The 24,464-nt window shown below is 56.9% G+C and carries 34 protein-coding genes and 2 tRNA genes; 26 read left to right on the top strand and 10 right to left on the bottom strand.

Going from position 1 to position 24,464, the window contains the following annotated elements; all coding sequences use genetic code 11:
• The first annotated feature begins 86 nt into the window (after window positions 1–86).
• A complete protein-coding gene (locus ACZ6ZO_RS09500; RefSeq protein ID WP_182384926.1) occupies window positions 87–710 on the top strand; it encodes a TetR/AcrR family transcriptional regulator in 624 nt (207 codons plus the stop codon).
• On the opposite strand, the gene yidC is transcribed toward ACZ6ZO_RS09500, so the two are convergent.
• Entirely contained in the window at window positions 698–1,855 is a 1,158-nt protein-coding gene (gene yidC, locus ACZ6ZO_RS09495; protein WP_465292177.1) for a membrane protein insertase YidC, read from the bottom strand. The genes ACZ6ZO_RS09500 and yidC overlap by 13 nt on opposite strands.
• Before the next feature lie 100 nt (window positions 1,856–1,955).
• Here yidC and ACZ6ZO_RS09490 point away from each other — a divergent pair, with 100 nt between their 5' ends.
• The gene (locus ACZ6ZO_RS09490) at window positions 1,956–2,777 is read left to right on the top strand and encodes a class E sortase (protein WP_465292175.1); all 822 of its coding nucleotides are present in this window, start codon (window positions 1,956–1,958) and stop codon (window positions 2,775–2,777) included.
• A gap of 3 nt (window positions 2,778–2,780) precedes the next feature.
• A complete protein-coding gene (locus ACZ6ZO_RS09485; RefSeq protein WP_182384923.1) occupies window positions 2,781–2,933 on the top strand; it encodes a hypothetical protein in 153 nt (50 codons plus the stop codon).
• Here ACZ6ZO_RS09485 and ACZ6ZO_RS09480 read toward each other — a convergent pair.
• Window positions 2,930–3,487, bottom strand: a complete 558-nt coding sequence (locus ACZ6ZO_RS09480; protein WP_465292173.1) for a DUF2020 domain-containing protein — start codon at window positions 3,485–3,487, stop codon at window positions 2,930–2,932. The two genes, ACZ6ZO_RS09485 and ACZ6ZO_RS09480, sit on opposite strands and share 4 nt — an antisense overlap.
• 27 nt (window positions 3,488–3,514) lie before the next feature.
• Between ACZ6ZO_RS09480 and ACZ6ZO_RS09475 the strand changes: the two genes are divergently transcribed.
• Window positions 3,515–4,699, top strand: a complete 1,185-nt coding sequence (locus ACZ6ZO_RS09475) for a sensor histidine kinase (protein WP_465292171.1) — start codon at window positions 3,515–3,517, stop codon at window positions 4,697–4,699.
• Window positions 4,700–4,728: 29 nt separating this feature from the next.
• On the top strand, window positions 4,729–5,367 hold the full coding sequence (locus ACZ6ZO_RS09470) for a response regulator (RefSeq protein ID WP_208768515.1): 639 nt from the start codon (window positions 4,729–4,731) through the stop codon (window positions 5,365–5,367).
• Here ACZ6ZO_RS09470 and ACZ6ZO_RS09465 read toward each other — a convergent pair.
• Window positions 5,364–5,684, bottom strand: coding sequence for a histone-like nucleoid-structuring protein Lsr2 (locus ACZ6ZO_RS09465; RefSeq protein WP_208768516.1), 321 nt, complete (start codon window positions 5,682–5,684; stop codon window positions 5,364–5,366). The genes ACZ6ZO_RS09470 and ACZ6ZO_RS09465 overlap by 4 nt on opposite strands.
• Window positions 5,685–5,858: 174 nt before the next feature.
• Between ACZ6ZO_RS09465 and ACZ6ZO_RS09460 the strand changes: the two genes are divergently transcribed.
• The 8 genes from ACZ6ZO_RS09460 to ACZ6ZO_RS09425 all read left to right on the top strand — a co-directional run bounded on the left by ACZ6ZO_RS09460 (window position 5,859) and on the right by ACZ6ZO_RS09425 (window position 13,280).
• Window positions 5,859–7,568: an alkaline phosphatase D family protein gene (locus ACZ6ZO_RS09460; protein WP_465292168.1), complete on the top strand. Its 1,710-nt coding sequence runs from the start codon at window positions 5,859–5,861 to the stop codon at window positions 7,566–7,568.
• Between the two features lie 93 nt (window positions 7,569–7,661).
• Entirely contained in the window at window positions 7,662–9,524 is a 1,863-nt protein-coding gene (locus ACZ6ZO_RS09455) for a pyruvate kinase (RefSeq protein ID WP_465292166.1), read from the top strand.
• Window positions 9,524–10,234 (top strand): glycerophosphodiester phosphodiesterase family protein, encoded by a 711-nt coding sequence (locus ACZ6ZO_RS09450; protein ID WP_208768518.1) that lies wholly within the window; start codon window positions 9,524–9,526, stop codon window positions 10,232–10,234. The genes ACZ6ZO_RS09455 and ACZ6ZO_RS09450 overlap by 1 nt, the downstream gene beginning before the upstream one ends.
• A 5-nt stretch (window positions 10,235–10,239) precedes the next feature.
• Window positions 10,240–11,145, top strand: coding sequence for a DUF5926 family protein (locus ACZ6ZO_RS09445; RefSeq protein WP_465292164.1), 906 nt, complete (start codon window positions 10,240–10,242; stop codon window positions 11,143–11,145).
• 91 nt (window positions 11,146–11,236) lie between these two features.
• Window positions 11,237–11,322 (top strand) — tRNA-Ser (locus ACZ6ZO_RS09440).
• A 45-nt stretch (window positions 11,323–11,367) separates the two neighbouring features.
• Window positions 11,368–11,440, top strand: a tRNA-Arg gene (locus ACZ6ZO_RS09435).
• Between the two features lie 216 nt (window positions 11,441–11,656).
• Window positions 11,657–12,793 carry an ImmA/IrrE family metallo-endopeptidase gene (locus ACZ6ZO_RS09430; protein WP_465292162.1) on the top strand — a complete coding sequence of 379 codons (1,137 nt, stop codon included), beginning with the start codon at window positions 11,657–11,659 and terminating at the stop codon, window positions 12,791–12,793.
• 1 nt (window position 12,794) lies between these two features.
• A complete protein-coding gene (locus tag ACZ6ZO_RS09425; protein ID WP_465292160.1) occupies window positions 12,795–13,280 on the top strand; it encodes a DUF4411 family protein in 486 nt (161 codons plus the stop codon).
• Window positions 13,281–13,291: 11 nt separating this feature from the next.
• Here the strand turns inward: ACZ6ZO_RS09425 and ACZ6ZO_RS09420 are convergent, their stop codons facing one another.
• The 4 genes from ACZ6ZO_RS09420 to ACZ6ZO_RS09405 form a co-directional block, all read right to left on the bottom strand.
• Complete coding sequence (locus tag ACZ6ZO_RS09420) at window positions 13,292–14,518, bottom strand: tyrosine-type recombinase/integrase (RefSeq protein ID WP_465292158.1); 1,227 nt, start codon at window positions 14,516–14,518, stop codon at window positions 13,292–13,294.
• 148 nt (window positions 14,519–14,666) lie between these two features.
• Window positions 14,667–15,215 carry a hypothetical protein gene (locus tag ACZ6ZO_RS09415; protein ID WP_465292156.1) on the bottom strand — a complete coding sequence of 183 codons (549 nt, stop codon included), beginning with the start codon at window positions 15,213–15,215 and terminating at the stop codon, window positions 14,667–14,669.
• 12 nt (window positions 15,216–15,227) lie between these two features.
• Window positions 15,228–15,641 carry an ImmA/IrrE family metallo-endopeptidase gene (locus tag ACZ6ZO_RS09410; RefSeq protein WP_465292154.1) on the bottom strand — a complete coding sequence of 138 codons (414 nt, stop codon included), beginning with the start codon at window positions 15,639–15,641 and terminating at the stop codon, window positions 15,228–15,230.
• 8 nt (window positions 15,642–15,649) lie between these two features.
• Window positions 15,650–16,159 carry an XRE family transcriptional regulator gene (locus ACZ6ZO_RS09405; RefSeq protein ID WP_465292152.1) on the bottom strand — a complete coding sequence of 170 codons (510 nt, stop codon included), beginning with the start codon at window positions 16,157–16,159 and terminating at the stop codon, window positions 15,650–15,652.
• Window positions 16,160–16,279: 120 nt separating this feature from the next.
• On the opposite strand from ACZ6ZO_RS09405, the gene ACZ6ZO_RS09400 reads away from it, so the two are divergent.
• Complete coding sequence (locus ACZ6ZO_RS09400) at window positions 16,280–16,501, top strand: hypothetical protein (protein ID WP_465292150.1); 222 nt, start codon at window positions 16,280–16,282, stop codon at window positions 16,499–16,501.
• Between the two features lie 46 nt (window positions 16,502–16,547).
• On the opposite strand, the gene ACZ6ZO_RS09395 is transcribed toward ACZ6ZO_RS09400, so the two are convergent.
• Window positions 16,548–16,919, bottom strand: a complete 372-nt coding sequence (locus tag ACZ6ZO_RS09395) for a hypothetical protein (RefSeq protein ID WP_465292148.1) — start codon at window positions 16,917–16,919, stop codon at window positions 16,548–16,550.
• A gap of 125 nt (window positions 16,920–17,044) precedes the next feature.
• Between ACZ6ZO_RS09395 and ACZ6ZO_RS09390 the strand changes: the two genes are divergently transcribed.
• Entirely contained in the window at window positions 17,045–17,653 is a 609-nt protein-coding gene (locus ACZ6ZO_RS09390; protein ID WP_465292146.1) for a hypothetical protein, read from the top strand.
• Window positions 17,654–17,808: 155 nt separating this feature from the next.
• Here ACZ6ZO_RS09390 and ACZ6ZO_RS09385 read toward each other — a convergent pair whose 3' ends face one another.
• Window positions 17,809–18,621, bottom strand: coding sequence for a hypothetical protein (locus tag ACZ6ZO_RS09385; RefSeq protein WP_465292144.1), 813 nt, complete (start codon window positions 18,619–18,621; stop codon window positions 17,809–17,811).
• A 150-nt stretch (window positions 18,622–18,771) separates the two neighbouring features.
• Between ACZ6ZO_RS09385 and ACZ6ZO_RS09380 the strand changes: the two genes are divergently transcribed.
• From ACZ6ZO_RS09380 to ACZ6ZO_RS09345, 8 genes are all read left to right on the top strand, one after another.
• Complete coding sequence (locus ACZ6ZO_RS09380) at window positions 18,772–18,900, top strand: hypothetical protein (RefSeq protein WP_465292142.1); 129 nt, start codon at window positions 18,772–18,774, stop codon at window positions 18,898–18,900.
• Window positions 18,901–19,258: 358 nt separating this feature from the next.
• Complete coding sequence (locus tag ACZ6ZO_RS09375) at window positions 19,259–19,513, top strand: hypothetical protein (RefSeq protein ID WP_465292140.1); 255 nt, start codon at window positions 19,259–19,261, stop codon at window positions 19,511–19,513.
• Window positions 19,504–19,707 (top strand): helix-turn-helix domain-containing protein, encoded by a 204-nt coding sequence (locus ACZ6ZO_RS09370; RefSeq protein ID WP_465292138.1) that lies wholly within the window; start codon window positions 19,504–19,506, stop codon window positions 19,705–19,707. Before ACZ6ZO_RS09375 ends, ACZ6ZO_RS09370 begins: the two co-directional genes overlap by 10 nt.
• Window positions 19,704–19,862, top strand: coding sequence for a hypothetical protein (locus ACZ6ZO_RS09365; protein WP_465292136.1), 159 nt, complete (start codon window positions 19,704–19,706; stop codon window positions 19,860–19,862). The genes ACZ6ZO_RS09370 and ACZ6ZO_RS09365 overlap by 4 nt, the downstream gene beginning before the upstream one ends.
• On the top strand, window positions 19,859–20,083 hold the full coding sequence (locus ACZ6ZO_RS09360) for a hypothetical protein (protein WP_465292134.1): 225 nt from the start codon (window positions 19,859–19,861) through the stop codon (window positions 20,081–20,083). Before ACZ6ZO_RS09365 ends, ACZ6ZO_RS09360 begins: the two co-directional genes overlap by 4 nt.
• A 2-nt stretch (window positions 20,084–20,085) precedes the next feature.
• Window positions 20,086–20,361, top strand: coding sequence for a glutaredoxin family protein (locus ACZ6ZO_RS09355; RefSeq protein WP_465292132.1), 276 nt, complete (start codon window positions 20,086–20,088; stop codon window positions 20,359–20,361).
• Window positions 20,358–20,600, top strand: coding sequence for a hypothetical protein (locus ACZ6ZO_RS09350; protein WP_465292130.1), 243 nt, complete (start codon window positions 20,358–20,360; stop codon window positions 20,598–20,600). Before ACZ6ZO_RS09355 ends, ACZ6ZO_RS09350 begins: the two co-directional genes overlap by 4 nt.
• A complete protein-coding gene (locus tag ACZ6ZO_RS09345) occupies window positions 20,594–20,917 on the top strand; it encodes a hypothetical protein (protein WP_465292128.1) in 324 nt (107 codons plus the stop codon). Before ACZ6ZO_RS09350 ends, ACZ6ZO_RS09345 begins: the two co-directional genes overlap by 7 nt.
• A 590-nt stretch (window positions 20,918–21,507) precedes the next feature.
• Here ACZ6ZO_RS09345 and ACZ6ZO_RS09340 read toward each other — a convergent pair.
• Window positions 21,508–21,711 carry a hypothetical protein gene (locus tag ACZ6ZO_RS09340; RefSeq protein ID WP_465292126.1) on the bottom strand — a complete coding sequence of 68 codons (204 nt, stop codon included), beginning with the start codon at window positions 21,709–21,711 and terminating at the stop codon, window positions 21,508–21,510.
• A 180-nt stretch (window positions 21,712–21,891) separates the two neighbouring features.
• Here ACZ6ZO_RS09340 and ACZ6ZO_RS09335 point away from each other — a divergent pair, with 180 nt between their 5' ends.
• From ACZ6ZO_RS09335 to ACZ6ZO_RS09325, 3 genes are all read left to right on the top strand, one after another.
• Entirely contained in the window at window positions 21,892–23,217 is a 1,326-nt protein-coding gene (locus tag ACZ6ZO_RS09335) for an HNH endonuclease (protein ID WP_465292124.1), read from the top strand.
• Window positions 23,217–23,897: a hypothetical protein gene (locus ACZ6ZO_RS09330; RefSeq protein WP_465292122.1), complete on the top strand. Its 681-nt coding sequence runs from the start codon at window positions 23,217–23,219 to the stop codon at window positions 23,895–23,897. The genes ACZ6ZO_RS09335 and ACZ6ZO_RS09330 overlap by 1 nt, the downstream gene beginning before the upstream one ends.
• A gap of 89 nt (window positions 23,898–23,986) precedes the next feature.
• Window positions 23,987–24,259 carry an HNH endonuclease gene (locus ACZ6ZO_RS09325; protein WP_465292120.1) on the top strand — a complete coding sequence of 91 codons (273 nt, stop codon included), beginning with the start codon at window positions 23,987–23,989 and terminating at the stop codon, window positions 24,257–24,259.
• Window positions 24,260–24,464 lie beyond the last annotated feature (205 nt).

Below are 24,464 nucleotides of genomic sequence, written 5' to 3'. Positions count from 1 at the left end.
GCCGGTTCCGCGACTAATGCGTGAACCGGCCTTCATTTTTGGCTAAAATGTATACCAACTAGTCTGTTTTTGAGAGGGGTTTGTTGGTGGCTGAGACTAAGGCTAAAAGCGCTGGGCGCAGGAAGGGGCGTCCAAGTCCGCGCGAGCGGTTGCTGGCCAGCGCCACCAACCTTTTCACCACCGAGGGCATTCGCGTAATCGGTATTGACCGCATCCTGCGCGAGGCTGACGTGGCCAAAGCATCGCTGTATTCACTGTTTGGTTCAAAGGATGCGCTCGTAGTGGCCTATGTTGAACAGACTGATGAGAAGTGGCGAGCAGACTGGGCAGAACGAACAAAGGGCCTAAGCAGTCTGAAGGACAAGATTTTGGCCTTCTTTGATCAGTGCATCGAGGAAGAGCCTGCAAAGAATTTCCGTGGCTCCCACTTCCTGAATGCCGCTACCGAATACCCGTGTGCGCAGACGGATCAAGAAAAGAAAATTGTGGCGGCCGCGATGGAGCATCGTCGCTGGTGCCACGCGACGATGACCTCACTGCTCACCGAGCTCAATGGCTTCCCCGGCGATTCGATCGCCGACCAGATCCTCGTATTCCTGGAGGGCGGGCTGGCGGGCAGCACCCTCACTAAGTCACTCGCTCCGCTCGAAACCGCACGTAGCCTGGCCGATGAGCTGATCTCAGCTCCACCGGCTGACTACTCCATTTGATCTTCTGAAGAGGGGCGTCGTTTAGCTGCGCGACGCTCCGCACGCGCCTCCTGCTTCTCCTTGAGGCGCTGTTGCCGGGCCTCTCGCTCCGCTGCACGGCGCTGCTTCGCCCGCTCCTTTTTCTCCCGCGTGGCCTCCACCTTCTCGGAGCGCTTTGCGTCCTTAGCCTCGCTAATCGTGCGGCGGTGCGTGCCCATCTTGTGGGGCTGCAGCAGCATCAACAGGCGGTGCTTGCGCACCAACCGCTTGTGCTTTTTCAAGTCCGCCTGACGCTCCTTGAAAGCAGCCTTGGCGGTATCGCGGAACTCGATGTACTCCTCCGACAGCGGATACTTTTTCTCCAGCAGCCAGGTGAAGAAGAAGAACTGCGCCATCGTCCACAGGTTGCCACCGAACCAGTACAGCATCACCGCGAGCGGCAGGGGCGCCGTGATCGCGGAAAACAGCAGCATGATCGGAACGAGGAAAACCATGCTGATCAGCATGCGGATCATGTGCACACTAAAGCCCACCGACCAGTCCAAAGTGCGGTAGGACCGCCAGGTAGAAAACGCAAGGTTGGTTGAGGTAAACAAGCAGGCAGCGAACACCAACGGCATAATGACGTCAATAGCCGACTGCTTGTCAGTGCCTAGCATGGCGAGCCGCTCATCGGACATCGCAATATACGTCGGCAGCGGCACATCCATAAACCGCACTTGGAGAAACTCCGCCACGTCGGTGGGGGACAGGAAACCAATGGGCTGATGGGAGGAATCCAGCCCTTCCGCGGGACGCGCCATCCGCAGCAACACCTGGTACAAACCCAAGAACACCGGGACTTGAATCAGCACAGGTAAGCAGCCTGCTAACGGGCTGTAGGAATGCTCCTTTTGCAGCTCCTTGCGCTTTTCAAGATGCCACTTGGTGGCGTCCGCATCGGTACGAGACTCGAACTCTTTCTTCAGCTCGGTGAACTTCGGCTTCAGTAACACCCCGACGCGGCCGGCCTTCATTTGCATCCATGATGTTGGAGCGATGATGGAACGCACGGTGATGATCAGACCGAAAATCGACAGCAGCCACGCCATGTCCGGCGCAACGCCAAACACGGAACTCAATAGCCAGTGCCAAAACTTCATCACGGCGGAAACCGGATAAATCATGAACTCAATCATTCGTGAGCGTCATCCCCTACCAGTAGTGCAGATCCTAACTCGCCTAACTGTAGTCGACTACCGTGCGTGCTAGGTTAGTATTACCGCTATGAGCACAGCACGGCACTCGACAACATCGAGTACTTCTCCAGGCAAACCCAAGCTGACATTCACCCAGGTACTCGGCGAACTCCTCATCACAGTGAGCGTGCTCCTCTTCGCCTTTGCCTTTTACGAAGCCTATTGGACCAACGTTGAAGCCGGCAAACGACAGCACGAAGTGTCGGAGGCGATGGAGAACAGCTGGAACAAGGAGCGGGTGAATCCCCGACGGAAAATCCACCCGGAGCTTGGCGAAGCCTTCGCTCGCATGTACATCCCCGCCTTCGGCTCTGACTTCCAATTCGCCATCGTGGAAGGCACCTCGGACGCGGACCTCCTTAAAGGCCCTGGGCGTTACGTGGATTCTCAGTTGCCCGGCGAAGCCGGTAACTTCGCTGTCGCGGGGCACCGCGTCGGTAAGGGCGCGCCGTTTAATGATTTAGGTAACCTGCGGGTGTGCGATGCGGTGGTCGTCGAGACGCGCACAGCGTGGGACATCTACCGGGTGTTGCCTATCGACGCCCAGGGCTCGCAGCGCGAAGCCGAAGCAGCCGGATGTTTCACCCCGGAGCAAGTCGAGGAAATTGCTTACGGGCAGTACGCGGAAGTGGAAGGTCGCCACATCACCCTGCCGGGTGACTACAGCGTGGTGCACCCATTACCGGGATTCGATGTCAGCGAACCAACCCCGGAGATGGAAGGGCTGATGACCATGACCACCTGTCACCCGCAATTCTCCAACGCGGAACGCATGATCGTTCACGCCATGAAGGTCCGCTCGGAACCCAAGACCGCAGACCACCGACCAGCAGAACTCGAGGAAGGCTAACCCATGTATGGACTGTTGTGGCGCGCCCTACCAGGCCCCTGGCCGGTGAAGGCACTGATTACTCTTGCGATACTCATCGGGGTGTTCTTCCTGCTCATGGAGGTAGTGTTCCCTTATATTTCCGCCCTCATGCCCTACCAGGAAGTGGCGGTCTAAAGACCTAGATTCTTGATCACCTCTTTGGCCACCAGCTCCGCCTTAAAGGACTGGTCCTGGTTGGTGAATACCACCACCGCCTTGTTGTCTTTCGCTACCGCGTAGACAGCCCGGCCTGGGGCGCCGGAGCGTCCCCCCATCCAGCCTTCGGGATCATCAGCCGGTTCGGTGTCATTGATGGGTGCTGCCCAGTTCACAACCGCATCTGATTCCGCCACGTTATTCGTGGTGCGCACGATCACGGTGAGCTGCGGATCTTCTGGGTAGGACCAAAATACGCAGGCCGGTGTTTCAAAGCGCTCGTCGATGCCGGAACCTAGCACGCGCTGTCCGTTGGTGTCCGCCACCCACTGGGTGTCTAGGTAAGGGCACTCCACCAGCTGATCACGCCCGGTAGGTGGTTCGGGGAGGGCATCGATCGGCAGCCCCTGATCGTGGACGGCCTGTGGGGAGGCCGCCTCGGACGTTGGTCCGGCGGGTTGTTTCTCGCCGGAACACGCTGTCAGGGCGACGGCGACGCACAGGAGGGCAGCACTGGTGAGTATTCGCTTCATAGCTTCTAAGCCTAAAGTAGGGAGGTGATGGACACAGAATTAATCCCGCGGGGCGCCATGCCGGGCGCTGACACGTTGCGACGAAGCGTCGATATTCTCTTTGCGGTGCTGCTCATAATTGTGGGAGGAACGTCGCTCGCGGACCCGGATCAAAAGCTCCTCATTCTAGGACTGTTGTTCGGTTTTGCTTCGGTTTATTACTGGGGTTCTTTCTTCTTGGAAAACGCGGCATCCTGGCTAGCAGCCGGGTGGCTTTTTGCCCTCACTGTGCTCTGGGTAATTTTGCTACCGATTCAGCCCTTGACGGTCTACCTGGTTTTCCCGCTGTTCTTTTTGTATTTGAATGCGTTTCCAGATTATCGCGGGATTACGGCCGTTATTGGTGCCACTGTGGTGGCGATTTTTGCGAACTATCCTCGGTTGTCGGCGGCGACTGTGGTGGGGCCCGTGCTGGCAGCGCTGGTGATTCTGGCGATTTTCTTCGCGTTTCAGCGACTGTGGTTGGCGCATTTGGAGCGTGAGGAGCTGCTGCGGGAGCTGCTTGATACGCGTCATCAGCTAGCGGCAACGGAACGCGAAGCAGGTATGGTGGCGGAACGCCAGCGCATCGCTCACGAGATTCATGACACGTTGGCCCAGGGGTTGTCCAGCATTCAGATGCTGCTACACGTGGCTGAACAGGAAGTTCAGGGGGATCGCCCTGAGCAGGCCGTCACTCACATTGGTCTGGCCCGGTCGACCGCGGCGGAGAACCTGAGCGAGGCCCGAGCGATGATCGCCGCCTTGCAGCCTGCCGCGTTGGAGCAAGCGTCGCTGGAGAACGCGTTGCATCGGGTGGCTGAGTCCAGCGCGGTACCGGAAGTGGTAGTCACGCTGGACGGCACGCCCCGCCCCCTACCGATGCGTGTGGAAGCAACGCTGCTGCGTATTGCGCAAGGCGCGATGGGGAATGTGGAAAAGCACTCGGGGGCGCAGCGTGCGAAGATGACGCTCACCTTTGAGCCTGACGAAGTGCGCCTGGACGTGGTGGACCACGGCGTTGGGTTTAACGTGGCTGAGGTGCGGGAACGCCCGGCGGGCCTCGGTCACATTGGGTTAGCGGCGATGCAGTCGCGCGCAGCAGAGGTGGGTGGCGAGCTGTCTGTGGAGTCCGAGCCGGGGCTGGGCACGGCGGTAAGTGTGGCGATCCCGACCGGCTCGGTAGACTCATGAGTCGAGCTGTTATAGAAGGAAGGCGAAAAATGATCCGCATTGTGCTTGCCGACGATCATGAGATCGTCCGCTTGGGCCTCCGCGCAGTCCTGGAAGCTGAGCCGGATATCACCATCGTTGGGGAAGCCTCGACAGCGGAGGAGGCGATTGCTGCTGCTCAGGCCGGTGGAGTGGATTTGATCCTCATGGATCTGCGGTTCGGCGCTGGGGAGGCGGGCCGTAAGGTAGCTACTGGCGCTGATGCGACAGCGGCGATCCGCAAGACGGTGGTGGACCCACCGCACGTGCTGATGGTGACGAACTACGACACGGACGCGGATATTCTCGGCGCGATCGAAGCTGGTGCGGTGGGGTACTTGCTTAAAGATGCGCCACCTAAAGAGCTGATTGCTGCGGTGCGCTCTGCGTCGTGTGGTGATACTGCGATGTCGCCGGTGGTGGCTGACAGGCTGATGACCAGGGAAGAAACTCCTCAAGCTACGCTCACGCCACGCGAGCTACAGGTGCTCACCCTGGTGGCGGAGGGTAACTCAAACCGGGTTATCGGTTTTACGCTCGAGCTGTCCGAGGCGACGGTGAAATCTCACCTGGTGCACATCTACGACAAACTCGGGGTGCGTTCCCGCACGTCCGCGGTAGCGTCGGCGCGGGAACTTGGGTATCTCTAGTGAGAATCCAGGTACTTCTGGATAATCTCCTGTGAAATTTTGCCACGGGCGGCCACGGTAATTCCGTGGGTGGCAGCCCATTCGCGGACCAGTTTTGGATCAGGGGAATTGTTGGACCGTCGGGAAGAAACGGTGTCTTTCCGGGCGGCCTTGATGAAAGGCGCGAGAGCTTCGTGGAATTTATCTGCGTTCTTTTCGGAAAGGTCAATGATGTAGTTAGTGCCATTGACAGCAAATTTGATGATGGTGACTTCTTCCTGGGTGAGTGGCGTGTTGTCTAGATCATCAAAGAATTGGATTACTTCGCGACGTGCCATAGAAAATCTCCTTGTTAAACGAGTGGTTAATTATTTCCGATAATAAACGCTGTATTTGGCAGATTCAACTGCTTGTTTAAAATAATTTCGCTCACGGTAACGGTGAGTTAACAAGTAATGAAATCTTGCTGTAGCGGTCGCGTTTGATCCGGCCAGGGGCCATGATCAGTTGATATGGGGCCACTTTTTACTCAGTCGACGCGACGGACTTTCCTCCGCGGTTCCCTGGGCATCGGCGCATTAGCGATGCTCCCCGGTTCTCTTAATCAGGCAAACGCGGGCAATTTCTCCGAACTCATTAATCAGGAATTGTACGAGCGTCACGAGCCGAACCCGCTGAATCCAGCAGAATTTCGTCCTTTTATGCACGGCGTGGCTTCCGGGGATCCGCTGTCCCACTCGGTGGTGCTTTGGACTCGGGTTACTCCCAGCCCAGAGGCTGTGCCTGGTTCAGGCAAGGGGCCGGCGGTGCGCCTGCGCTGGGAAGTAGCTAAGGACGTGGATTTTGAAAACATCGTCGTCGACGGACTGGTCACCGCCACAGCAGAACACGACCACACGGTGCACGTGGAGCCGTGGGGCTTGGAACCATACACCGAGTACTTCTACCGGTTCATGATCGCCGACGGGGAACATTCCGGCGCGATGTCCGCCATCGGGCGGACGAAAACGGCCCCGGCCCCGGCCGAAACACCTGGGCAACTCAACTGGGCAGTGTGCTCCTGCGCCAATTTTGAAAGTGGCTATTTTTCGGCATATTCGGATATCGCCCGAAAAGCAGCAAATAACGAGTTGGATTTGGTGATTCATCTCGGCGATTACATTTACGAGTATGCCTCCGGTTCGCACGCTGGCAAGCATGGAGTGGTGCGCAGCCACGAGCCCACGTGGGAGATCGTGACGCTGGCGGATTATCGCACGAGGTACGGTCGGTATCGGCGGGACTTCGAGCTTCAAGCAGCCCACGCGGCGGTGCCCTGGGTGGTGATGTGGGACGATCACGAGATTGCTAACAACACGTGGGAAAATGGCGCGCCGGAGCATACCGGCTGGCACGGGGATTGGGAGCAGCGGCGGGCGTCGGCAATGCAGGCGTATCTGGAGTGGCTTCCGGTGCGCGGGCAGGCGCCGTCGCAAGGCGGGCATATCTACCGGCGCTTGCAGTTCGGAACACTGGCGGAACTGACGATGCTTGACCTGCGCAGCTACCGTGACCAGCCGGAACGCCTCAATGTGAAGCGGGCGCTTTCGGAGCAGCGCACGATCATGGGCGCGGAGCAGTTTGATTGGTTGCAGCACACGCTGGAACAGCCACAGGCGCGGTGGAACATCGTGGGGACGTCTGTGATGCTCACTCCGGTGAGCTTGGTGAATGTTGATTCCCGGATGGGCCAGGCCGTGCAGCGGCTAATTGGCGACGGCTGCGAGGGGCTGCCCTACAACCTGGATCAGTGGGACGGCTACGCGGCGGATCGCGCCCGGCTCATGCAGCACCTGGCTGCCCGTAAGCAGCGCCACCCGGACGTGGGGACGGTGTTCCTAGCCGGAGATATTCATTCCGAGTGGGCCGCTGACCTGTACCACGAAGGAGATGTGGTGGCGGCAGAGCTGGTGTGTACCTCGGTGTCTGCGGCGAACATTGATGACGCGTTGGGGCTGCCGGTGGATTCGCCGCCGAGTGTGGAGACGGAACGGCATATCCTGCGCAGCAACCCGCACGTGCAGCACGTTGATATGGACGCACACGGTTACAGCGTGGTGACTGTGACCTCGGCGGGGGTGAGTATGACGTACCATCGGGTGGCCGAGGTGACCGAAGCTGGCTCGCCGATAGCGCCCGCAAGCACTGCGCGTTACGACGGCTATGCTGTCACAATCGCATAGCCAGGAAATGTCGATGTGCTGCCAATTTTGCTAAAACGGGGCACAATACGAAGTTGTTAGCTAAAAACTGAAACTTTTAGTTGGAGAGTACCAATGGGCCAGAACCAGCTCGTGCCAGAAATCGATGCGCTGCTGAAAGGCATCGCGGATTATGCCGAGGAGCGACGAGGAGACATCGACCGGGTGGCTCCTACGCATTTTGCGGGCGCGTTAAACCTGGTGCACTACAAGTATCTTCGTTCCCAGGATCTGCGTCGCCTGCAGTCCCGCCTTTCTGACCTTGGCGTCACGCGCATGTCGACTATCGAGACTGGCGTGAAGTCCAAGCTGGAGGCAGCCCGAAACGTGGTGGGCATGCTGGAGGGCTACGGGGCGCCCTATGACTTCGCGGACATTGCCTCTCACTTCGCCAAAGCGGACGAAATCCTTGAAGAACACACGTTCCGCCTGTTGGGGGCGACTGATGAGAATACGCCGTCCCGGATCATGGTGACGCTGCCTTCGGAAGCGGCCGACAATATTGATCTGGTGCGATCCTTCGTTGCGGCGGGCATGGACGTGGCCCGCATCAATTGTGCGCATGACGGCCCCGCTGCGTGGCAGCGGATGATCGACAATGTGCACCGCGCCGCTGCAGAGGCTGGCCGGGAGGTGCTGGTCAACATGGATTTGGCTGGGCCGAAGATCCGCACTGGTGAGATCGCTTTAGGTCCGGCGGTGGGGCGGGCCCGCGTCACCCGCGATGATGCCGGTAAGGTGATGACTAAATCGAAGCTGTGGATCACCGCGGTAGGGGAAACCGCTGTGCCTATGCCGGAGTTTGAGGGGCGCCCAGCGCTGCCGATTCAGGTGAATAAGCAGTGGCTGACTGATCTGGAAATCGGTGGCATTATTTCGCTGCACGATACGCGTGGTTCTAAGCGTGAGTTTGTTGTCGTAGAAAAGCATGGTGACGCAGTCCTAGCCGAGGGCGACCGCAACGCCTACATCGCGGAAGGCACCCTCTTGGAATGCGATTATGAGCGTGCCCGCGCCCACGGCATCCCCCATGTCGTGCAGGCGTTACGCCTCTACGTCGGCGATACCCTTGTGCTGACCTCTGACACGGACGTCGTGTGCCACGTCGAGCAGGGGCTCATCCCCACCATTGCGTGTTCGCTGCCAGAGGCGGTGACCGCTCTCGAGGTGGGGCATAACGTGCTTTTCGACGACGGGTCCATCGCAGCCGTGGTCCGTGAGAAACGAATCGCCCCCAACGGAGCCTCGGAAGCGGTGTTGGAAGTGACCCGGGCGAAGGAAAGCGGCGTGAAGCTCGCTGCCCACAAGGGCATCAACCTGCCGGATACTTTCCTCCCACTCGATAGTTTGACCCCGGAGGACGAGGAGCACCTAGAGTTTGTCGCCCGCCACGCGGACATCGCTGCGATTTCCTTCATTCGGACTGTCGCGGACGTCACGCATGTGCTCACGGTGCTGGACCGAATTGCTGCTAAGTTCTCTGCGGAATCCCCAGCGCTTGGCCAGCGAGTCCGAGAGCTTGGGCTGGTCTTGAAAATTGAGACGGTGCCGGCCTTTGAAAACATTAGCGAAATCCTGCTGGAAGGCATGCGTCACCCGAACCTGGGACTCATGATCGCCCGCGGTGACCTGGCCGTCGAACTCGGATTTGACCGTATGACTGAGGTCCCTGGACAGATCATGGTGGTCGCAGAATCCGCACATATCCCCGTGATCGTGGGTACCCAGATCTTGGAGAACATGGCGAAAAATGGGTTGCCGTCGCGCGCAGAAATGACGGATGCTGCCTTTGCGCTCCGCGCCGAGGCGGTGATGCTCAATAAGGGGCCGCACATTACCGACGCCATCGAGATCCTCAACATGCTGTCCCGTCGGCTTGGCCGTTCTCAGCGCAAGAACCGCATGTTGTTGCGCCACATCCACTCTTGGGACAGCTAATGCAGATCATCGCGCACCGCGGCGACTCTGCCGCCCATCCGGAACTTACCCACATCGCATTTGCCTCCGCCCTCGAGCTTGGCTCCCCGGCCGTTGAATGCGACGTTCGGCTCACCCGCGACGGGAAAGTCGTCTGCCTTCACGACGCCAGCATCATCCGGGTTTCCGATGGCCATGGCATCGTCGAAAAAATGACGTACGAAGAGCTGGCTGCCTTCAACTTCGGGACCCCGGACGAGCCTCAGCGACCACTATTGCTCGATGAGCTGCTGGAGTTGATGAAGCAATATCCCGACCGGCACCTGTACATCGAAACCAAACACCCCACTCGCTACGGGAAAATGATTGAAGAACAAGTGGTCATGCGGCTGCGCTACGCGCATCTCCTCGGGGATCCGCGTTTCCACCTCATTTCTTTTAGCCCCCTAGCGATCCGCGCCATCGCACGCCTGGTCCCAGACATGGACCGAATCCTACTGCGTGAAGACATCCCCCCGATCGGTTGGCGGATCCTCGCCCCCCACTGTGAGCCGCATGCGCTCGGAATGTCCATCGAAGCTGCCCGCGCCAACCCGAAAGCCCTCGATGAATACGAACGCACCTACCTGTGGACCGTGGACGATCCCGAAGACATGCGCTGGGCACGTGACCACGGCGTGGACATGATGGCCACCAATTACCCAGCGTTAGCGCTGGACACGGTATCTTAAAGGACATGGCTAAAAAGAAAAAGAAGGACGAGCAACTGCCGGAGGGCATGAGCCGTCGTCAAGCAAAGCTTGCTGCTCGCGCCGCTGAGCGCGCCGCACTGGAACGCGACCCACGCCCATACGGCGAACTGGCGATGGAAGCCGACCTCGTGGCGCTCCAGGAATTCGTGCCTTCCGCATTCGCGAAGCTCCCAGTCAAGGGATTCGACCGGGACGTCTACGTCGCCACCGTCCTCCCAGGCGCCGCTGGTGGCATGGTACAAGAAGACGGCACCGCCTATGTCGCCCTGCAAACCCAGTCGCACACCCACAACCCGGGCCGTGACCTCGCCTACGCCCTCGCATGGGCCCGCGACGCCAAAGCCGGGGCCACCTTGGCCTCCACCGCCAACGACGGCTCCCAGCCCCCACTCACCGAACTTCTCGACGCCTCCGGCACCCTCGACGTCCAAGCCCGCGAAGACTTCAATTGGTGGCTCCCATCCGATGCCCAGCTCGACGTCGCCACCGCACAGTCCCTCAAGGCAGCCAACGACACCATCATGCCGTCCTACCAGGTCACCGGCTCCTTTGATGGTGTTGCATGGTGGATCGACCCAGGCGAAAAAGCCCACATCCGCTGGGTCCGCCGCGACGACGAAGACAAACTCATGCGCGCCCTCGCCCGCATCTCCGCCGCCGGCGCACTTGACCTGGGCGAAAACACCAAATTCGCTGGCGTCTTCCGCACCCACGGCATCGCCGTCCCCGTCTGGGACCTCCCAGTAGACGTCGCCTACGAAACCTACGGGCCGCTGCTGGAAAAGCTGGACAAGAAGATCGCCGCCTCCATCGAAGCCGACGAAGACCTCTCCCCAGAAGCGCGCCGCGCCCTGGAGAACATCAAGTCCCGCCAGGTGACGATTCGTTAGCACTTCGGAAGCACTTCAGGGTCGTTTTGGCAATTCCCACCCCGGCCCTGTAAGATTGCCTAAGGTTTTCGTACACAAGCGATAACTGGCTGGAGATGTGCCAGAGTGGCCGAATGGGGCTCCCTGCTAAGGAGTTGTCCCTTCTGGGGACCGCAGGTTCAAATCCTGTCATCTCCGCAAACCTGGTTTAGGCCAGGGATTTCACCGGGCCTGGTGAAATTAGCGCCCGTAGCTCAACGGATAGAGCATCTGACTACGGATCAGAAGGTTGGGGGTTCGAATCCCTCCGGGCGCACAAGCAAAGACCCAGGTAAACCAAGTGTTTGCCTGGGTCTTTTTCGCGTTTCTGGGTGTGCGACACTGTTGCGAGTTGTTGCAGGTCGTTTCGTCTCGAACGGAACACTGACGGAACGTAGAGGGAACGGATAAGGAACGAGCAAAAGCGCTGAAATATCGCTGAGTTTGTCGCGTTGGAAGGATATAGTTCTGGTTAGGAAGGAGGCGAGCAGTTTTGGCAGTTGAAGTTACAATTCATCCGGATGTTCTGGAATGGGCATTGGAGCGTTCTGGGCTTTCTGAAAATGAGGTTGAGAAACGATTTCCCAAGTTGAAGGAATGGAGGTCAGGTTCGAAAAAACCTACGCTTCCACAAGCTAGGAAAATTGCGGAAGCTGCTCGTCTTCCGCTGGGTCGGCTTCTCTTGTCAGTCCCAACCCCAGATGAAATTGCGATCCCTGACTTCCGTACGGTTCGCAATGCCAAGGTTGATTCGTTCGGAGCTAATCTGCGTGAAGTGATTCAATCCGCAGAGCAACGTCTTGGCTGGTACGCCGAATACGCTTCCGAAATTGGTATGGAGCCACCTACCGTTCTCGGGATCGTATCGTCATCTACTCCAGCTAAGGAAGCCGCTGAAATCGTTCGAGAGGCGCTGGGATGGGATTCCACGGGCCACCCTAAGGGGGCAGATAAGGTCATGGACCTTGTCAATCGGATGGAAGATCATGGTCTCCTCGTAATGCGAAATTCCATTGTTGGAAATTCGACTGCCCGGCGACTCGATGTACACGAATTCCGCGGATTTACGCTTCGTGAAGGATCATATGCTCTGGTATTTGTGAACACATCTGATAGCAAGACGGCCCAGCTTTTCAGTCTTGCTCATGAGCTAGGACACGTTGCGAAGGCAGCACCAGGGCTTTCCGGTGACCAAGGAAAGAACAATGTAGTTGAGCGGTGGTGCAACAAATTTGCAGCGGCTCTATTGATCCCAGAAACGGTCATCAGGAAAGTGTCATTTGATAGTGAAAATCTGGAGGAGCAGCTTGCAGCAACTGCAATTAGATTCGGCGTAAGTAAGGAGGCATTGCTTTGGCGTCTTGTCGAATTGGAATTGGTCCAAAAGACGGATGCTGATCGAATTGTTGACCTAATCAAGGGCAAGAATGTTGTGCAAAAGGCTAAGTCAGATGGCGCACCTCCGTTCCCCGTTTTGGTACGTTCACGTGTTGGGCGCAGATTTCTGAGTACTGTTACCGAGGCGGCGCTCTCAGGCGACCTGCCGGAACCTACAGCTGCTGAATTTTTGGGGATTCGAAGCAAGAAGACTCTGCAAAATATAATGGCGCTCGTGGATGAGGCTGTTTAGCATGTATTTAATTGATTCGAACATTGTGATTGGTACATGGAATACTTATCCACCAGCGATTTTTCGGACTTTGTGGATTGAGTTCGCTGATCTCATTCCGGGTGGAGATTTGTACTTCCACAAGGAAGTGAAAAAAGAGTTAACCGCTTGGTCTTCTGAGCAAAGCGAATGGTTCACCAACAATGTTCCTGATGATCGGGTTCTAGAGCCAACGCAGTCTGAAGTCGAAAAGTACATCGAAGTGGCGCAGTGGGCGCAGCTTGAGAGAACTCCGAAATTTAAGCAGAAGGCAGTGGATGATTTTCTCAATGTTGCAGACTCGTGGCTTGTGGCGTGCGCCATGGCTCATGGCGCAACTATTGTTTCTGACGAGAGATCGGCGCCTCAAGGCACTTCAAAAGTGAAGTTGCCGGACGCGGCTGCACATTTTGACGTGGCATATTTGGATTTCTTGGGATTTCTCAGGGTGAAGAACCTGTCATTCTGATCAGTTATGTACTAACCAATCACCTTGAACCTCGCCCGCCGACTTTCCGCCTCCGACACCTCCCGTGCTCGAGACTCGGCGGCGAGGCGCTCGCGTTCCTTCGCCATGAGCGCGTCCATCGCGCCGGGTAGAGTGTCGAGTCCTTCTTCCCAGAGGTGGCCGTACACGTCGAGCGTCGTGGTCGCGGAGGAATGCCCGAGCATGAGTTGCACGGTTTTGACGTCAGCGCCGGCAGCGATCGCCAAACTAGCGGCCGTATGTCGTAGCTCGTAGGTATCCAAATCCCCAATCCCTGTGTGGATAAGGATCGTCGCCCAGATCTTTCGCCACCGCGCGGTCGTCCACACCTTGCCGTGTTCGTCGGGGACGAGCCATGCGTCATCGTCGCGCCCGTCAGCCGCAGCTGCAAGGAGATCAAGCACGAGCCCGCCGATGGGCACATCCCTGTGTTTGTAGGTTTTGACGTCACCGATGTGTCCGAGGTCGTCGACATCACGCCGGATCGCGAGACGCCCGCGCGCAACATCGAGGTCGCGCACCTTCAGCCCCTTGGCTTCACCCGGCCGGAGCCCGGTCATCAGCAGGACACGAAGCAGCAGTTTCGAGGCGTCAGTCGGCGCGGCTTCAAGGATCGCGTCGATCTCCCACACCTTCAAGTACCGGCGCTCCGCCTTAGCCTGCCTCGGTACATCACCAGACTTCACAGGGTTCTTGTTGATCGCCCCGAGTTCCTCCGCCATGTCGAGCAGGCTCTTTATCATCTGCCCGATCTTCCGTACCTGCGACGACCCCAACGCCCGCGGCGGCTCACCTTCCGCAACGCCCTTCATCGTCGTGAGCGTCGGCAGCCAGGCCGTCACCGCCGGCCGACTAATCTCACCACACCGCATACCGCCCCACACTGGCTGCACATGTACCTTCCACAACGACTCATAGTCGCGCCGCGTCTTCGCCGATGCTTTGGATTTTGTGGCCAGCCAAGGCTCCCAAATGTCCTCTAGCGTCAGCTCCGCCTTGGCTTTGGTGATCCAGGTGCCGTCCGCTTGCCCGACCTCGACGCGGGCGCAGAACTCCAGCGCAGCGTCTTCATAGTCGAAGGTCTTAGACACGGGCTTGCCGTTTTCCTCCCAGCGGACTTGCCAGCGCTTGCCGACGCCCCACCGCTTGTTCGGTATGCGTTTCTTGCGGGAGTTCTTGTCGGGGTTCGGGCTCGTCCAGAGGTCGCGAACGTGTGCCATGAGATAGACTTCTTTCTTGCTTGAACTCTTTGGAAAATTCGTAGAGTTCGGGTTGGTTGCCCTTCATCTGACTTGCTTGCCGGCGGACAGGTGGAGGGCCGTTCGTATTCTTCTACTGGCCGCAAAAAGGGCCGCAGAGTGAGGTTTTCTATTTATTCCAGTGGCCGCGCTCGATCAGCTCGGCATCCAGCTTTCTTGCGAGAACTCCACAATCATGAACGGATTGCCAGCGGTGGCATCCAAGTGCCCAATTATCACCGAGAATCACAGCTGGAACATCTTTCTCGGTATCGAAAGTTAGAGCTGCATAGAATTCCGCTTGAGTTCGATTGGCAAAAACATGGATCTGAAGAGTCCCACTATTCTGTGTTCGACACGTTGCTGCGTTTTCTGAGTACTGGTCCCAATCTATGCAGTTGTAAGTTGTTCCAGCTAAAGCATCCCGTACTTCGGTAGTCTCGGAGATCTCCCGAGGAACCTTGGTTACTTGCTGGTCTTCGGTGCTGTCGGTCTTTGTTTGTGACGTGTCACCATCTGCAGAACACGCTGCGATGAGAAAAACGGAAGTCGCTAGCAAAGATAACAAGCTTTTTGAAGTGTTTGCTAAAAATGGTAAACGATATATGGCGGGGCTAAATAGTGCTTTCCGCCAAGCCTTTAGGCCAAGATCGGTGGCGAACGTATTTTTGTCCATCATCTTGAGACACTCCTAACAAATCCGACACCAGTTATTGATGTCAATCTTTCCTGCTTCATAAAGCCTGCTCCACATCTCGAACAGGTCGGGTGCCACGCCAAGCTCAGCGCAGATCTCCGACGGAGCCCACCCAGATTCGTAGGCGATCCGTTCGACGTCGTCGTAGTCGATGAGCAACTTCGCGGCGAATTCGTCCGCCTCACGTTCCGCCCTTGGACTTGAGCAGTCATGTCCAAACTCCGCGTGCCCGAGCTCATGCGCGATTGCACACCGTCGAGTCACGGGATCAAGCCCCCACCGCACCACAATCGACCGAGTATCAGCGTGCCAACACGCATTCAAATCCACCCGAAGATCTGGGCGCTCGATAAGCTTTACGCCCATTCGCTCACACATCGCCTCCAAGCGATCCTCCATAGCAGACATAACAACCCCTAACTAAAGCTTTCCTCAATGGGCGCCGTCCGCTTCTGAGCAGCCACCTTCAACTCACCGGAATTGATTTTCGCCACGATCTCATCGTCCGAAAGTTCCGCAACTTCTTCGCGCTCAACGACTGGCTCAACCTTTAATGCACGCCGGGCGGCAAGGTCATTGCCGGTATTAGCAATGTCGTTCATGTCGAATTTGCCGTCGACAATTCCAGCGGAATTAACAGCTTCGACCAATGCCTCCAGGATCTCACTCACTGTTGCCCTCTTGAAAGCCTCCTTTGTAGGAAGCTTTTCGGCGTTCGTTTCGTGAGCTTCAAGGAATCCATTATCGACGAGGGCATCAATGATATTCACACCATACGCACGGGCGATCACGATGACATTGTCGGCCGTGGAATAGCCACGGTCAGCATGCCGTAAGAGGGTTGGGTTTGCTAACCCGGAAGCTTTGGCCGCGAGAGATGGCGTCGGCGCGCCGGGAAGCGTAGAAAGCCATTTCTTGAAGTCCATGAGTACATTATGTACCTACATTATGACCTGCGCAAATGGAGTAAAGAAATTCCCCTCTTGACAAGATGTACTTGCAAGTCAATAATGGACTTGCGAGTACGAAACGGACTTGGAGAAGGAATGGCACTCATTAAGGTTAGACCAGGTGCTCTCGATGAGATTGCGCGGGACATCGGAGCAAAAAGCGATCGTGACTTGGCTACTTTCCTTGGCGTCACGACAAAGGACCTCGAAGCAATGCGATACGGGGAAGGGATAAATCTTCTCGACGCAGCGGAAATCCTTCGCCGTCGAGAAGCACACCGCAAGGCAATGGACTTGCTCACGCCCCCGGCTGCCTAGGGCGTCGACAAGCAAACAGGAAGGAGGGGAAATGCAATTAGATCATCTAGCTATTCCCGGTGCGCCGCGCGCGCTCTATGGGGTCATCCCACTCGAAGAAAGCGGGCTCTCCGTTATCGTCATCGACGTCAAGGACCCGGTAACCGTACCGTCGGTCGCCCTCGAAGATGTCCATGAACTGATGACGTTGATATTCGGTAAGTCTCTCCGGAATCTCGGGATCACGGGGATCAAGAAAAACGAAGTTCACCTCATATTCTGGCTTGATCCACACATCAATTCCGCCCGGACCACGAAGATTCAAAGGCACACCGCCCTCTTTGAGGTAGCCAACAGCCAACTTGATCCAAGGGTAAGTCCAGTACGGAAACTCGTACTCATATCCGTTGATATCCAGCGTGAAAGTCTTGTCGGTCATATCAAAAGGATAGTTCGCTGCCACCGACATCGCCGGAAACTCAACACAGCCACCGACACCTGCCGTACCAGCGCGCCGGGCACTGCTGCCTAGGGCGTCGACAAGCAAACAGAAAGGAGGAAAACATGGGACAGATTAAGAAGACCAAGGCCGAACGTGTTCAGGAGCTCTTGGACTACATCGAGCCCATCGCAAAGGAATCTCGAGACATCGTCTACCCGGGCGGGAAACTCGCTGACGACTGGACTGATGAGCAGGATGAGCGACTGGCATGGTGCCTGGCCGAAGAGACCAGGGTATCCAAAGAGATCCGGAAGATCTGCGAAGAGGAGCCCCCCGGAGCTGCAACACCAGGGGTAAAGATTCAACTTCCAGAGGATCGAGAGTTCAACCAGCAGCAAGTCGAGAAACTTCAGCGCGGTCTATACGATGCCGAGACCCGATTCAACGGCGAGGAGCCTGGCCTCGAGTATGGCGAACTGGGTGCTAATGACGGAACAACTGCGTCGAGTCAATTGGATGCACTGAGTCCATGCCTCGCTTGGGTCCATCACCCCAGTTTTGAGTTCATGCTCAATGCCGCAGAGTTGGCTGACCAAATCTGCGCTGGTCGAAAGTCCTTTTTCTCGAAGGAGAAATTCAACGTCATCGTGGCTAAAGCCAGCACCTGGAATGTCAAGGTTCTCCATCGGTTTTCACCTCACTTCCTGGGAAGACATCCCCAACACAAGTGAAGCACAACAACTAAAAACCGCGCTCGTGTGGTGGGGAAGCCATGCGAGCACCAAACCGTAGAAAGGAGGGAACCATGGCCGTGAAGTTCGTGGAACGCCGTATTCCGGATGAAATGCGGAATTACTTTTTCCAGGCATTCGACAATCAAACCGATCTAGGTGCTGGAAAAGATATCTCGCTTGAAGATTTCGAGAGCCCGCAGAAGCAGCAGTTCGATGTCCCTCATTCGATCGTCAAGGCTCCACGAACTGTAGCTACGGACGCTGTTTTGAAACCACTCGGGCACATCGAACTGGACTGTCCACCAGATGTTTACGCCGTCGTTGGTGTCCGGTTTGGTGCCGGGAACCGGGTAGATAGTCGCGATTTCCAGCTCCTCGTCGTCCCGGATGAGAGCGTCGAATTGGTTGCATACGCGAGTTCTTGCGGCGTCGACGACCGCAGAGTCCGACTCGAGTTGGATCTTGATGATGCGCCAAACGAGAGCGTGCCCATGGCGATGCCGATCGATTCGGGCGAGTTCGTGGATCCACCACAAAGCGCTGCCGGTGTAGCCGCCGGTCGCGTAATAGGGCTGCATGCGTTCGATCATCGTGCGCGTCCGCTCGTTCAATCCCTTCGGATGGAATTTAGCGTCGAAGCTAGCCCTGTCCTTGAATGTCGGGAATTGGAGCCGTCCAGCATTTGGAGGCGGGTTCTTCCCCGAATCGTGAGCTACCAATTCGTACAGCAATCCGTCCAGGAAGGCTCGTACGTTGTAGAGCCACTCACCGAACAGGATCGAGAGCTCGGGTGGGAATGGCGCGGTTGGTTTGAGGTACAGCGAAATGTGGTCAGCGTGTTTTACAGTCCGCTGCTCAATCGGATTGCCCTTGATTTGTTCGGAGGCGATCTCCCACATGGATTCGCGTTGCGTGCGGGCTCGTTCCAACCGCGCGTAGAGCACATCGAGGTGGTTATTGGTCACCGGTCCAGGTTAATCCAGCCAGATCCGAGTGATCCCTCAATGAAGCGAAAGACCAAGGTGACTGGAGTCAGAAAGACCAGCTTCATCTGACATCAGCAAATAACACGATCGAGAAGATCGCATAGGGAAAAGAACAAGAGGAGAAGGAAAATGTTCAATTGGTCAATCGCCGGCACAGTTGTGTTCCTGGCGCTGTTAGCCCTTAGCTTCGGCATCGATTGGTGGTTCATCAACCGTCCAGTTGATCGCGGCACATTCAAACAACTCTGGCGTTTCTAGCGAAAGGCACAGCCATGAATGATCTTGAAACCTTTCGTTTCCGTGGAGAGCCAGTCCGCGTCGTCCTCGGCTCGGATGGTGAACCGAGATGGGTTGCCGCCGATATCGCAGATATTTTGGGCTATTCCTCTGCGCGTGACATGACTCGAAGCATGCATGATCGGCACAAGGGGGTGTAGAGACTGCACGCCCTTGGAGGGGAGCAGGCCACGCCCACTCTTCGCATCACGCCAAAAGGAATTGAGACTCTTCGTGACCGGCTCTCTGTCAGCAATCAGTTGGCCATTATCTAGAACTCGAACAAAAGGAAAAGCCGGGTGGAGCAACACCCGGCCAGAAAACAATGAAAGGAAATTCAATGTCAAAGAAAACGATAGCACCTAAACCCGGCATCGAGCCAGAGTGGAATATCCGAGATCTCGTTGGTGTCAACCTGGCTGAGGCTCAGGAGGGAATCATGGGCAAGCTCGAAGCTGAGTACGACCTAGATCATCACCAAATCTACCGGATCGAGACATTCCTCGACGGTGCATTCCAGCTCGCGGCCGGAGCTTTAGCTGACGGCATCGATAACGTCGCTTTCGGCGCTGAGGAGGAAACACCATGGGCGTAACAACGAAGCTCATGACAGTCGCGCAGGCTGCAGAAATTTCTGGATACAGCCAGTGGAGCATTCGACAATTTTGCAGGCAAGGACTGTTGCCGTCACGGAAACGCACGCCGGGGGCAAGCAAAGCAAAGAACTACCGAATCCTTATCGACCCAGCAGACCTTGAGAACTTTCTACAGAAGCAGGTGGTGGCATGATCAGCGAGCGAGACGATGATCTGACATCGCTAGCCACTGCAGTGGGCGTCATGCGACACCAATCATTGTTCCCAGCCTGGTACTTCGATGTCCTCGGTGGCGTCGTTTTCGGGGCATGCGGCATGAGCATCGTTGCAGTATGGAGCGGAGCATGAGCCAACAGCGAGACCAAGTTGAGATCGCCATTGCTGATCTTGAGGCCACACTGGCTGTTTTCTGGGAAAAGACCCTTGACGGCGTCACGACGGGTGACCAGGAAGCGCAGCACATCGCTGAGACAGTTCGGTGGATGTTTACTGCAGCTGATATCGATGTGCGACTTCGCGCAGAGCGCATCCAAGCCCGGCTTCAACTAAACGAAAGGAAGCCACTATAGCCATGGACATCAAAGCAGTGGTCTACAGTCGGCCGGCATGCGTTGCTTGCCGACATGTCAAGCACCATCTTTCGCAGTTACAGGTGCCGTTTGTAGAACGCGACGCGGACCTGTTCGAGGAAGAAATCTTGGAAGTGGTCGAGACGTTAGGTCTGGGTACAGCATTGCCATTTGTGGAGTTCACCGTTGGTGACGAAACGCTGTATATGACAGGAAACTCAGCCAATGACCTTGAAGCTCTCTCGTACCTAGTGCGCAGAATTGAGGTCGCACCATGACCTACGTTCCTCTAATCGAGACTGATGGTGCCGAGCCTGAGGACATCCGCGGTTTCGAAAAGGACTTGAAAGACAATGACTGCACTCACGTCCAGGCCATGGATGGGCGTGTCTGGAAGATGTTTCCTTGGCTGAATAAGAAGTCCGTGCCGATCAACGATGCCACTGCTCATAACCCGCAGCGTTTGGGGTGGGCAAAGGTGAAGTCCTTTGGGGTGTATGAGGAGCCACCATGCTGACAAAAACCCACCGCATCATGGAACCAGCTTCAGGGCATCTCATAGGTCTTACGCGTCACCGTGGCACGGTACATGTCGAGGTCGGAGACCTCGCGTCGATTATTCCGAGCTTTTTGGTGCCGCGTGATCAGATCTACCGATTTCTGGTCATTGGCGGGCGTCGTTTCGTCAGTATCCACGTCGCCAGCAGGTGGGTAAAACCATGGACTGAGTCGCACGAGATGGGTGTTCAGGCAAAGACCTTGACCAGGATTCTTACTTGGGCAGAGTTAGCTCTAACGGAAGCGGAGGCGGAAGCTCGTGGAAAAACGGTGTAAAGACTGTGGGCAGCCCGTCAAATGGGTCCGTACCCAGTCCGGGACGTGGCTTCCATTGCTTCCGTCTCCTGACCCGGAGGGCACATTTGTTCTCCGAACATTCACCAGGGCGGACGGCCAAAAGGAAACACGAGCAGTCGGTGTCTGTGGTCGGTCCCAACAACTCGCGAAACAGCAAGGCGACCTGTTGTGGGCACCCCACGCTGCGGCATGTACCGCGATCCCCAAGGACGTACCAAAGGGCATGCCAGAACACGTCAGAAAACAGCTAAAGGAAAGGAAACGACGTAATGCGTGACCCTAGACTGCCGCAAGAGGATGAACTCACTGTAATTCTGGCGCTCTTAGGATTGAGTTTGATTGTACTCGGGGCCGTGTTGATCGCCGCTCCACCCGCAGTGTTCTGGGGATGGTGAAAAGTGGCCAAAGGCTTATTCATTGGCCCCGAGTTTGAGCAGGCAACATGTAGACGCCCAGTATTCCGCCCCCGGCCACGAGATCAGGACGGTGCGTTTGTAACTCTCTGGGAGTCTGGTGCCGAGCGGGAAAAAGCCGCTTCGATCGCTGCGCGACATGACATGGCAGTGGCGTTATGCCGTCATTGCCCAGTATTGGAAGTGTGCAAGCAGCGGTTCTTCGAACTTCAGATTGAGGGCCTCGAGGTTGATGGCGTCATTGCAGGAATTCGCCCGGAGTACCGAACCAAGCGCATCTGTCGTGGCTGCCACCGGCCTCTTGGATCGAAAAACGCGACTCGGATTCTCGGAGGCGCGGTGCGTGAGTATGCGGACCATTTGTGTCGGAGTTGTTGGGAAGGAAGGAGGAAACGCCGTGGAGCATCAAAACGGAGACGGACAGGATAGAACCGCGAGGTGCTGCCACCACTTGTGTGTGAGAGCGGTGCGCTGCAGAGGCCCAGATATGGGCAGACAGCAAAGTTAGGTGTTGGTGAATGTAGTGAGGAGACTAAGGATATGCCGTGGTTGAGGCTCGGTGATACTGCAGCAATGCATCCACGCCTCTTAGGCGTCGTTGAATACGTCGATTTTGACGAACGACTGCTTAATGAGACCTTTGGGTTCCTCGTGCGTTGCGCAACTCAAGCAGCCGGGTTTATCACCGACTATGTTGTCGACTTCGGCACCGCCACGGTCATTGCTGGCCCCGGCCGTGTCCGTGATTTGCTCGGTGTGTGTGAGTTCGCCGGGCTCATGCAGCCTGTAGAAGTCGAAGGGCGCAAGCAATGGAAGATCATGGAGGACCCGGAGTTTATCCACATGCGGCTCCAAGAGGAGCTGGAATGGGAGAAACAACGCAAAGCCGACAACGGCAATCCAGACCTCATTATCCAAATCCGCCTTCGCGATGGGGACGCCTGTCGCTACTGCGGAAAAGTAGTGAAGTGGAGCGCTCGAAAAGGCAAGATTGCCGGCACTTATGATCATCGGGTCCCGGGAGAAGCTGGAACTGTGGAAACCATGGTCGTCGCCTGCGGTGGATGTAATTCACGGCGTGGGAATGATCCGACGGCTGACTCACGGGTTCCGCTCCTGCCAGCTCCGAAAGAACCGTACTATTCAGATGCCACAATTGAGTGGATCAACTCGCACCCATGGGCCAACCAACATGGCATCAATCTGCCACCTAAGCGTGGCAAGGACATCCCTGCCGGACGAGTAGCGCCGTGTCATGCTGATCATGTTGCCCAGCCCGCCTTGTACCACGTAGAGATGCGCGAGCCTGTCATAGATCCCCGCGCAGATGAAGATACGGACCGTGGGATGGCGTCGCAGCCAGCGACGCAGGTTCCCCGCGTATCACCCGATTGTTCAACCATTGACCCCTCGCCAGAAGTGGCGGCACGCGGGTCTGGTAACCCCAGCAGCACAGTACGAGGGACGCGTCAGCAACCAGCTGACGAAGCTCCCCGTGTGCCTAAGCCGGAACACGATCTGGCACTGGGGAAGAACCCTCGGCCTGGAGACCACCTTGACCCCTCGCCAACATCGGCGGCACGCGGGTCGGTCGACTCCAACTCATCTGCGGCCCGCGGGTCCGGGCTCCGCGCGCTCGACGAAGGTCGCGACGATCTTTTACATGAAAAATCGCCAAGACCAGCCAAAACAACGGATCTGCCAGATTTGGCAGATAATCTGCCGAATAAGTCAGATCCGGCAGATCGGCAGTGTGCCAGATCTGGATTTTCCGGGACGGGTCGGGACGGGTCGGGGCGGGCTGGCACTGTAGGCGGCGCGGGAAAGCGACGTAGGCGCTCTCGAGGTCGCAGGAGGTATCGATAATGCTTTCTAGGGATGAAGTGTTTGTTCTGGAAAAGGCTCTGCTGGAGATTGAAGGTCTTGCTCGGTATCTTGATGATTTACTTGTTCCTTCTGTTCCGTCCTCTGGGGCACATGCGAGAGTAGCGGCGGTCAAGGGCGCGTCAAAACCGCCAGTGGTGATCTCTGTGCTGGATATCAAGGATCATGCTGAGGCAGTGGTTTTTGGGTGGTGTGACTGCTTGTCGGAGGCTCTCGGGCTTCCTGTGCCTCGAGTGAAGACGTTGCCTGTGCGCTCGAGGTGGCTGCGCTTGGAGCTGGAGTCTGTGGCTGCATGTGAGTGGGCGTCGGATTGTCTTGAGGAGGTGGTGGCGGAGGCACGCGCGATCCGTGATGTTGTTGATCCGCCACTATCGAAGCGGCTGCCATCGCTTGGTGCGGATGAGCCACAAGCTGCGGTTCGGCTCGGTCACTCGTGTTCGGCTCGACAAGCGGCTCGGTGGTGCCAATCTCAGGGAGTACCGGTGAGTTTTAAAACGGTATCCGAGTGGGCAAAGCAAGGGATCATCACCGCGGAAACCGGTCAACTTGGCGCGTGGGAAGTATTCCCGGAAGAGGTACTCGAAGTAGCACGTGAAAGGTATCGTTTGGGCAGGTCAAGGCTAAGAAAATCCCGACCTTCACACCCTCGTGTGCTACGCTAGCTTTAGCGAATTCCTAGGCCCTCGGGCTTGGGAATTTCTGCGTATCTCAGGTAAAAGCATTGGGCTGGATACGGTAGGAGGTGATGTTCTTGGCGCGCACTGGTGACCGTACGTATCGCCAGAAACGAGCAAAACTCCTCGCACACGATGACCTCATCTGCGCGTGGTGTGGTCTTCCCATCGACAAAACGTTCAAAGCACCGCACCCGATGAGTGCCTCAGCTGATCACATCATCCCGGTCGCCGCGGGAGGATCAAACCTCGGAGACCTACAGCCAATGCACCTCGGGTGCAATAAATCCGCAGGAGCTAAAGGACATCGCCGTGGTCCACGCAAGACGTCGCACATGCGCGCGTGGTGACCCAGGGGAGGGACCCCTCAAGGGAAGCCAAGCGCAAGAAGGGCCCGCATTGCTGCGATACCTCCCCTGAACTGCGGAAATAATGGGGGACTTTGGGAGAAAGGGAGATCTCGGTGGAGAAGAAATGTCAGATTTGTGGTGAACCGCTACGGGGACGACAGACGAAGTTTTGCTCAGCAAAATGCAAAAAGCGTCTCCAGCGCCA

The organism is Corynebacterium sp. NPDC104732 (assembly GCF_055583565.1).
The sequence above is the reverse complement of the archived record's forward strand: the minus strand, read 5'-3'. Positions and strand labels throughout refer to the sequence as shown.

What these genes read in the sequence shown, in the direction of transcription:
- yidC (WP_465292177.1), bottom strand. Translation starts at nt 1,855, where the DNA reads ATGATTTATCCGGTTTCCGCCGTGATGAAGTTTTGGCACTGGCTATTG.
- ACZ6ZO_RS09490 (WP_465292175.1), top strand. Translation starts at nt 1,956, where the DNA reads ATGAGCACAGCACGGCACTCGACAACATCGAGTACTTCTCCAGGCAAA.
- ACZ6ZO_RS09485 (WP_182384923.1), top strand. Translation starts at nt 2,781, where the DNA reads ATGTATGGACTGTTGTGGCGCGCCCTACCAGGCCCCTGGCCGGTGAAG.
- ACZ6ZO_RS09480 (WP_465292173.1), bottom strand. Translation starts at nt 3,487, where the DNA reads ATGAAGCGAATACTCACCAGTGCTGCCCTCCTGTGCGTCGCCGTCGCC.
- ACZ6ZO_RS09475 (WP_465292171.1), top strand. Translation starts at nt 3,515, where the DNA reads ATGGACACAGAATTAATCCCGCGGGGCGCCATGCCGGGCGCTGACACG.
- ACZ6ZO_RS09470 (WP_208768515.1), top strand. Translation starts at nt 4,729, where the DNA reads ATGATCCGCATTGTGCTTGCCGACGATCATGAGATCGTCCGCTTGGGC.
- ACZ6ZO_RS09465 (WP_208768516.1), bottom strand. Translation starts at nt 5,684, where the DNA reads ATGGCACGTCGCGAAGTAATCCAATTCTTTGATGATCTAGACAACACG.
- ACZ6ZO_RS09460 (WP_465292168.1), top strand. Translation starts at nt 5,859, where the DNA reads ATGGGGCCACTTTTTACTCAGTCGACGCGACGGACTTTCCTCCGCGGT.
- ACZ6ZO_RS09455 (WP_465292166.1), top strand. Translation starts at nt 7,662, where the DNA reads ATGGGCCAGAACCAGCTCGTGCCAGAAATCGATGCGCTGCTGAAAGGC.
- ACZ6ZO_RS09450 (WP_208768518.1), top strand. Translation starts at nt 9,524, where the DNA reads ATGCAGATCATCGCGCACCGCGGCGACTCTGCCGCCCATCCGGAACTT.
- ACZ6ZO_RS09445 (WP_465292164.1), top strand. Translation starts at nt 10,240, where the DNA reads ATGGCTAAAAAGAAAAAGAAGGACGAGCAACTGCCGGAGGGCATGAGC.
- ACZ6ZO_RS09425 (WP_465292160.1), top strand. Translation starts at nt 12,795, where the DNA reads ATGTATTTAATTGATTCGAACATTGTGATTGGTACATGGAATACTTAT.
- ACZ6ZO_RS09420 (WP_465292158.1), bottom strand. Translation starts at nt 14,518, where the DNA reads ATGGCACACGTTCGCGACCTCTGGACGAGCCCGAACCCCGACAAGAAC.
- ACZ6ZO_RS09415 (WP_465292156.1), bottom strand. Translation starts at nt 15,215, where the DNA reads ATGATGGACAAAAATACGTTCGCCACCGATCTTGGCCTAAAGGCTTGG.
- ACZ6ZO_RS09410 (WP_465292154.1), bottom strand. Translation starts at nt 15,641, where the DNA reads ATGTCTGCTATGGAGGATCGCTTGGAGGCGATGTGTGAGCGAATGGGC.
- ACZ6ZO_RS09405 (WP_465292152.1), bottom strand. Translation starts at nt 16,159, where the DNA reads ATGGACTTCAAGAAATGGCTTTCTACGCTTCCCGGCGCGCCGACGCCA.
- ACZ6ZO_RS09400 (WP_465292150.1), top strand. Translation starts at nt 16,280, where the DNA reads ATGGCACTCATTAAGGTTAGACCAGGTGCTCTCGATGAGATTGCGCGG.
- ACZ6ZO_RS09395 (WP_465292148.1), bottom strand. Translation starts at nt 16,919, where the DNA reads ATGACCGACAAGACTTTCACGCTGGATATCAACGGATATGAGTACGAG.
- ACZ6ZO_RS09390 (WP_465292146.1), top strand. Translation starts at nt 17,045, where the DNA reads ATGGGACAGATTAAGAAGACCAAGGCCGAACGTGTTCAGGAGCTCTTG.
- ACZ6ZO_RS09380 (WP_465292142.1), top strand. Translation starts at nt 18,772, where the DNA reads ATGTTCAATTGGTCAATCGCCGGCACAGTTGTGTTCCTGGCGCTGTTA.
- ACZ6ZO_RS09375 (WP_465292140.1), top strand. Translation starts at nt 19,259, where the DNA reads ATGTCAAAGAAAACGATAGCACCTAAACCCGGCATCGAGCCAGAGTGG.
- ACZ6ZO_RS09370 (WP_465292138.1), top strand. Translation starts at nt 19,504, where the DNA reads ATGGGCGTAACAACGAAGCTCATGACAGTCGCGCAGGCTGCAGAAATT.
- ACZ6ZO_RS09365 (WP_465292136.1), top strand. Translation starts at nt 19,704, where the DNA reads ATGATCAGCGAGCGAGACGATGATCTGACATCGCTAGCCACTGCAGTG.
- ACZ6ZO_RS09360 (WP_465292134.1), top strand. Translation starts at nt 19,859, where the DNA reads ATGAGCCAACAGCGAGACCAAGTTGAGATCGCCATTGCTGATCTTGAG.
- ACZ6ZO_RS09355 (WP_465292132.1), top strand. Translation starts at nt 20,086, where the DNA reads ATGGACATCAAAGCAGTGGTCTACAGTCGGCCGGCATGCGTTGCTTGC.
- ACZ6ZO_RS09350 (WP_465292130.1), top strand. Translation starts at nt 20,358, where the DNA reads ATGACCTACGTTCCTCTAATCGAGACTGATGGTGCCGAGCCTGAGGAC.
- ACZ6ZO_RS09345 (WP_465292128.1), top strand. Translation starts at nt 20,594, where the DNA reads ATGCTGACAAAAACCCACCGCATCATGGAACCAGCTTCAGGGCATCTC.
- ACZ6ZO_RS09340 (WP_465292126.1), bottom strand. Translation starts at nt 21,711, where the DNA reads ATGGTCCGCATACTCACGCACCGCGCCTCCGAGAATCCGAGTCGCGTT.
- ACZ6ZO_RS09335 (WP_465292124.1), top strand. Translation starts at nt 21,892, where the DNA reads ATGCCGTGGTTGAGGCTCGGTGATACTGCAGCAATGCATCCACGCCTC.
- ACZ6ZO_RS09330 (WP_465292122.1), top strand. Translation starts at nt 23,217, where the DNA reads ATGCTTTCTAGGGATGAAGTGTTTGTTCTGGAAAAGGCTCTGCTGGAG.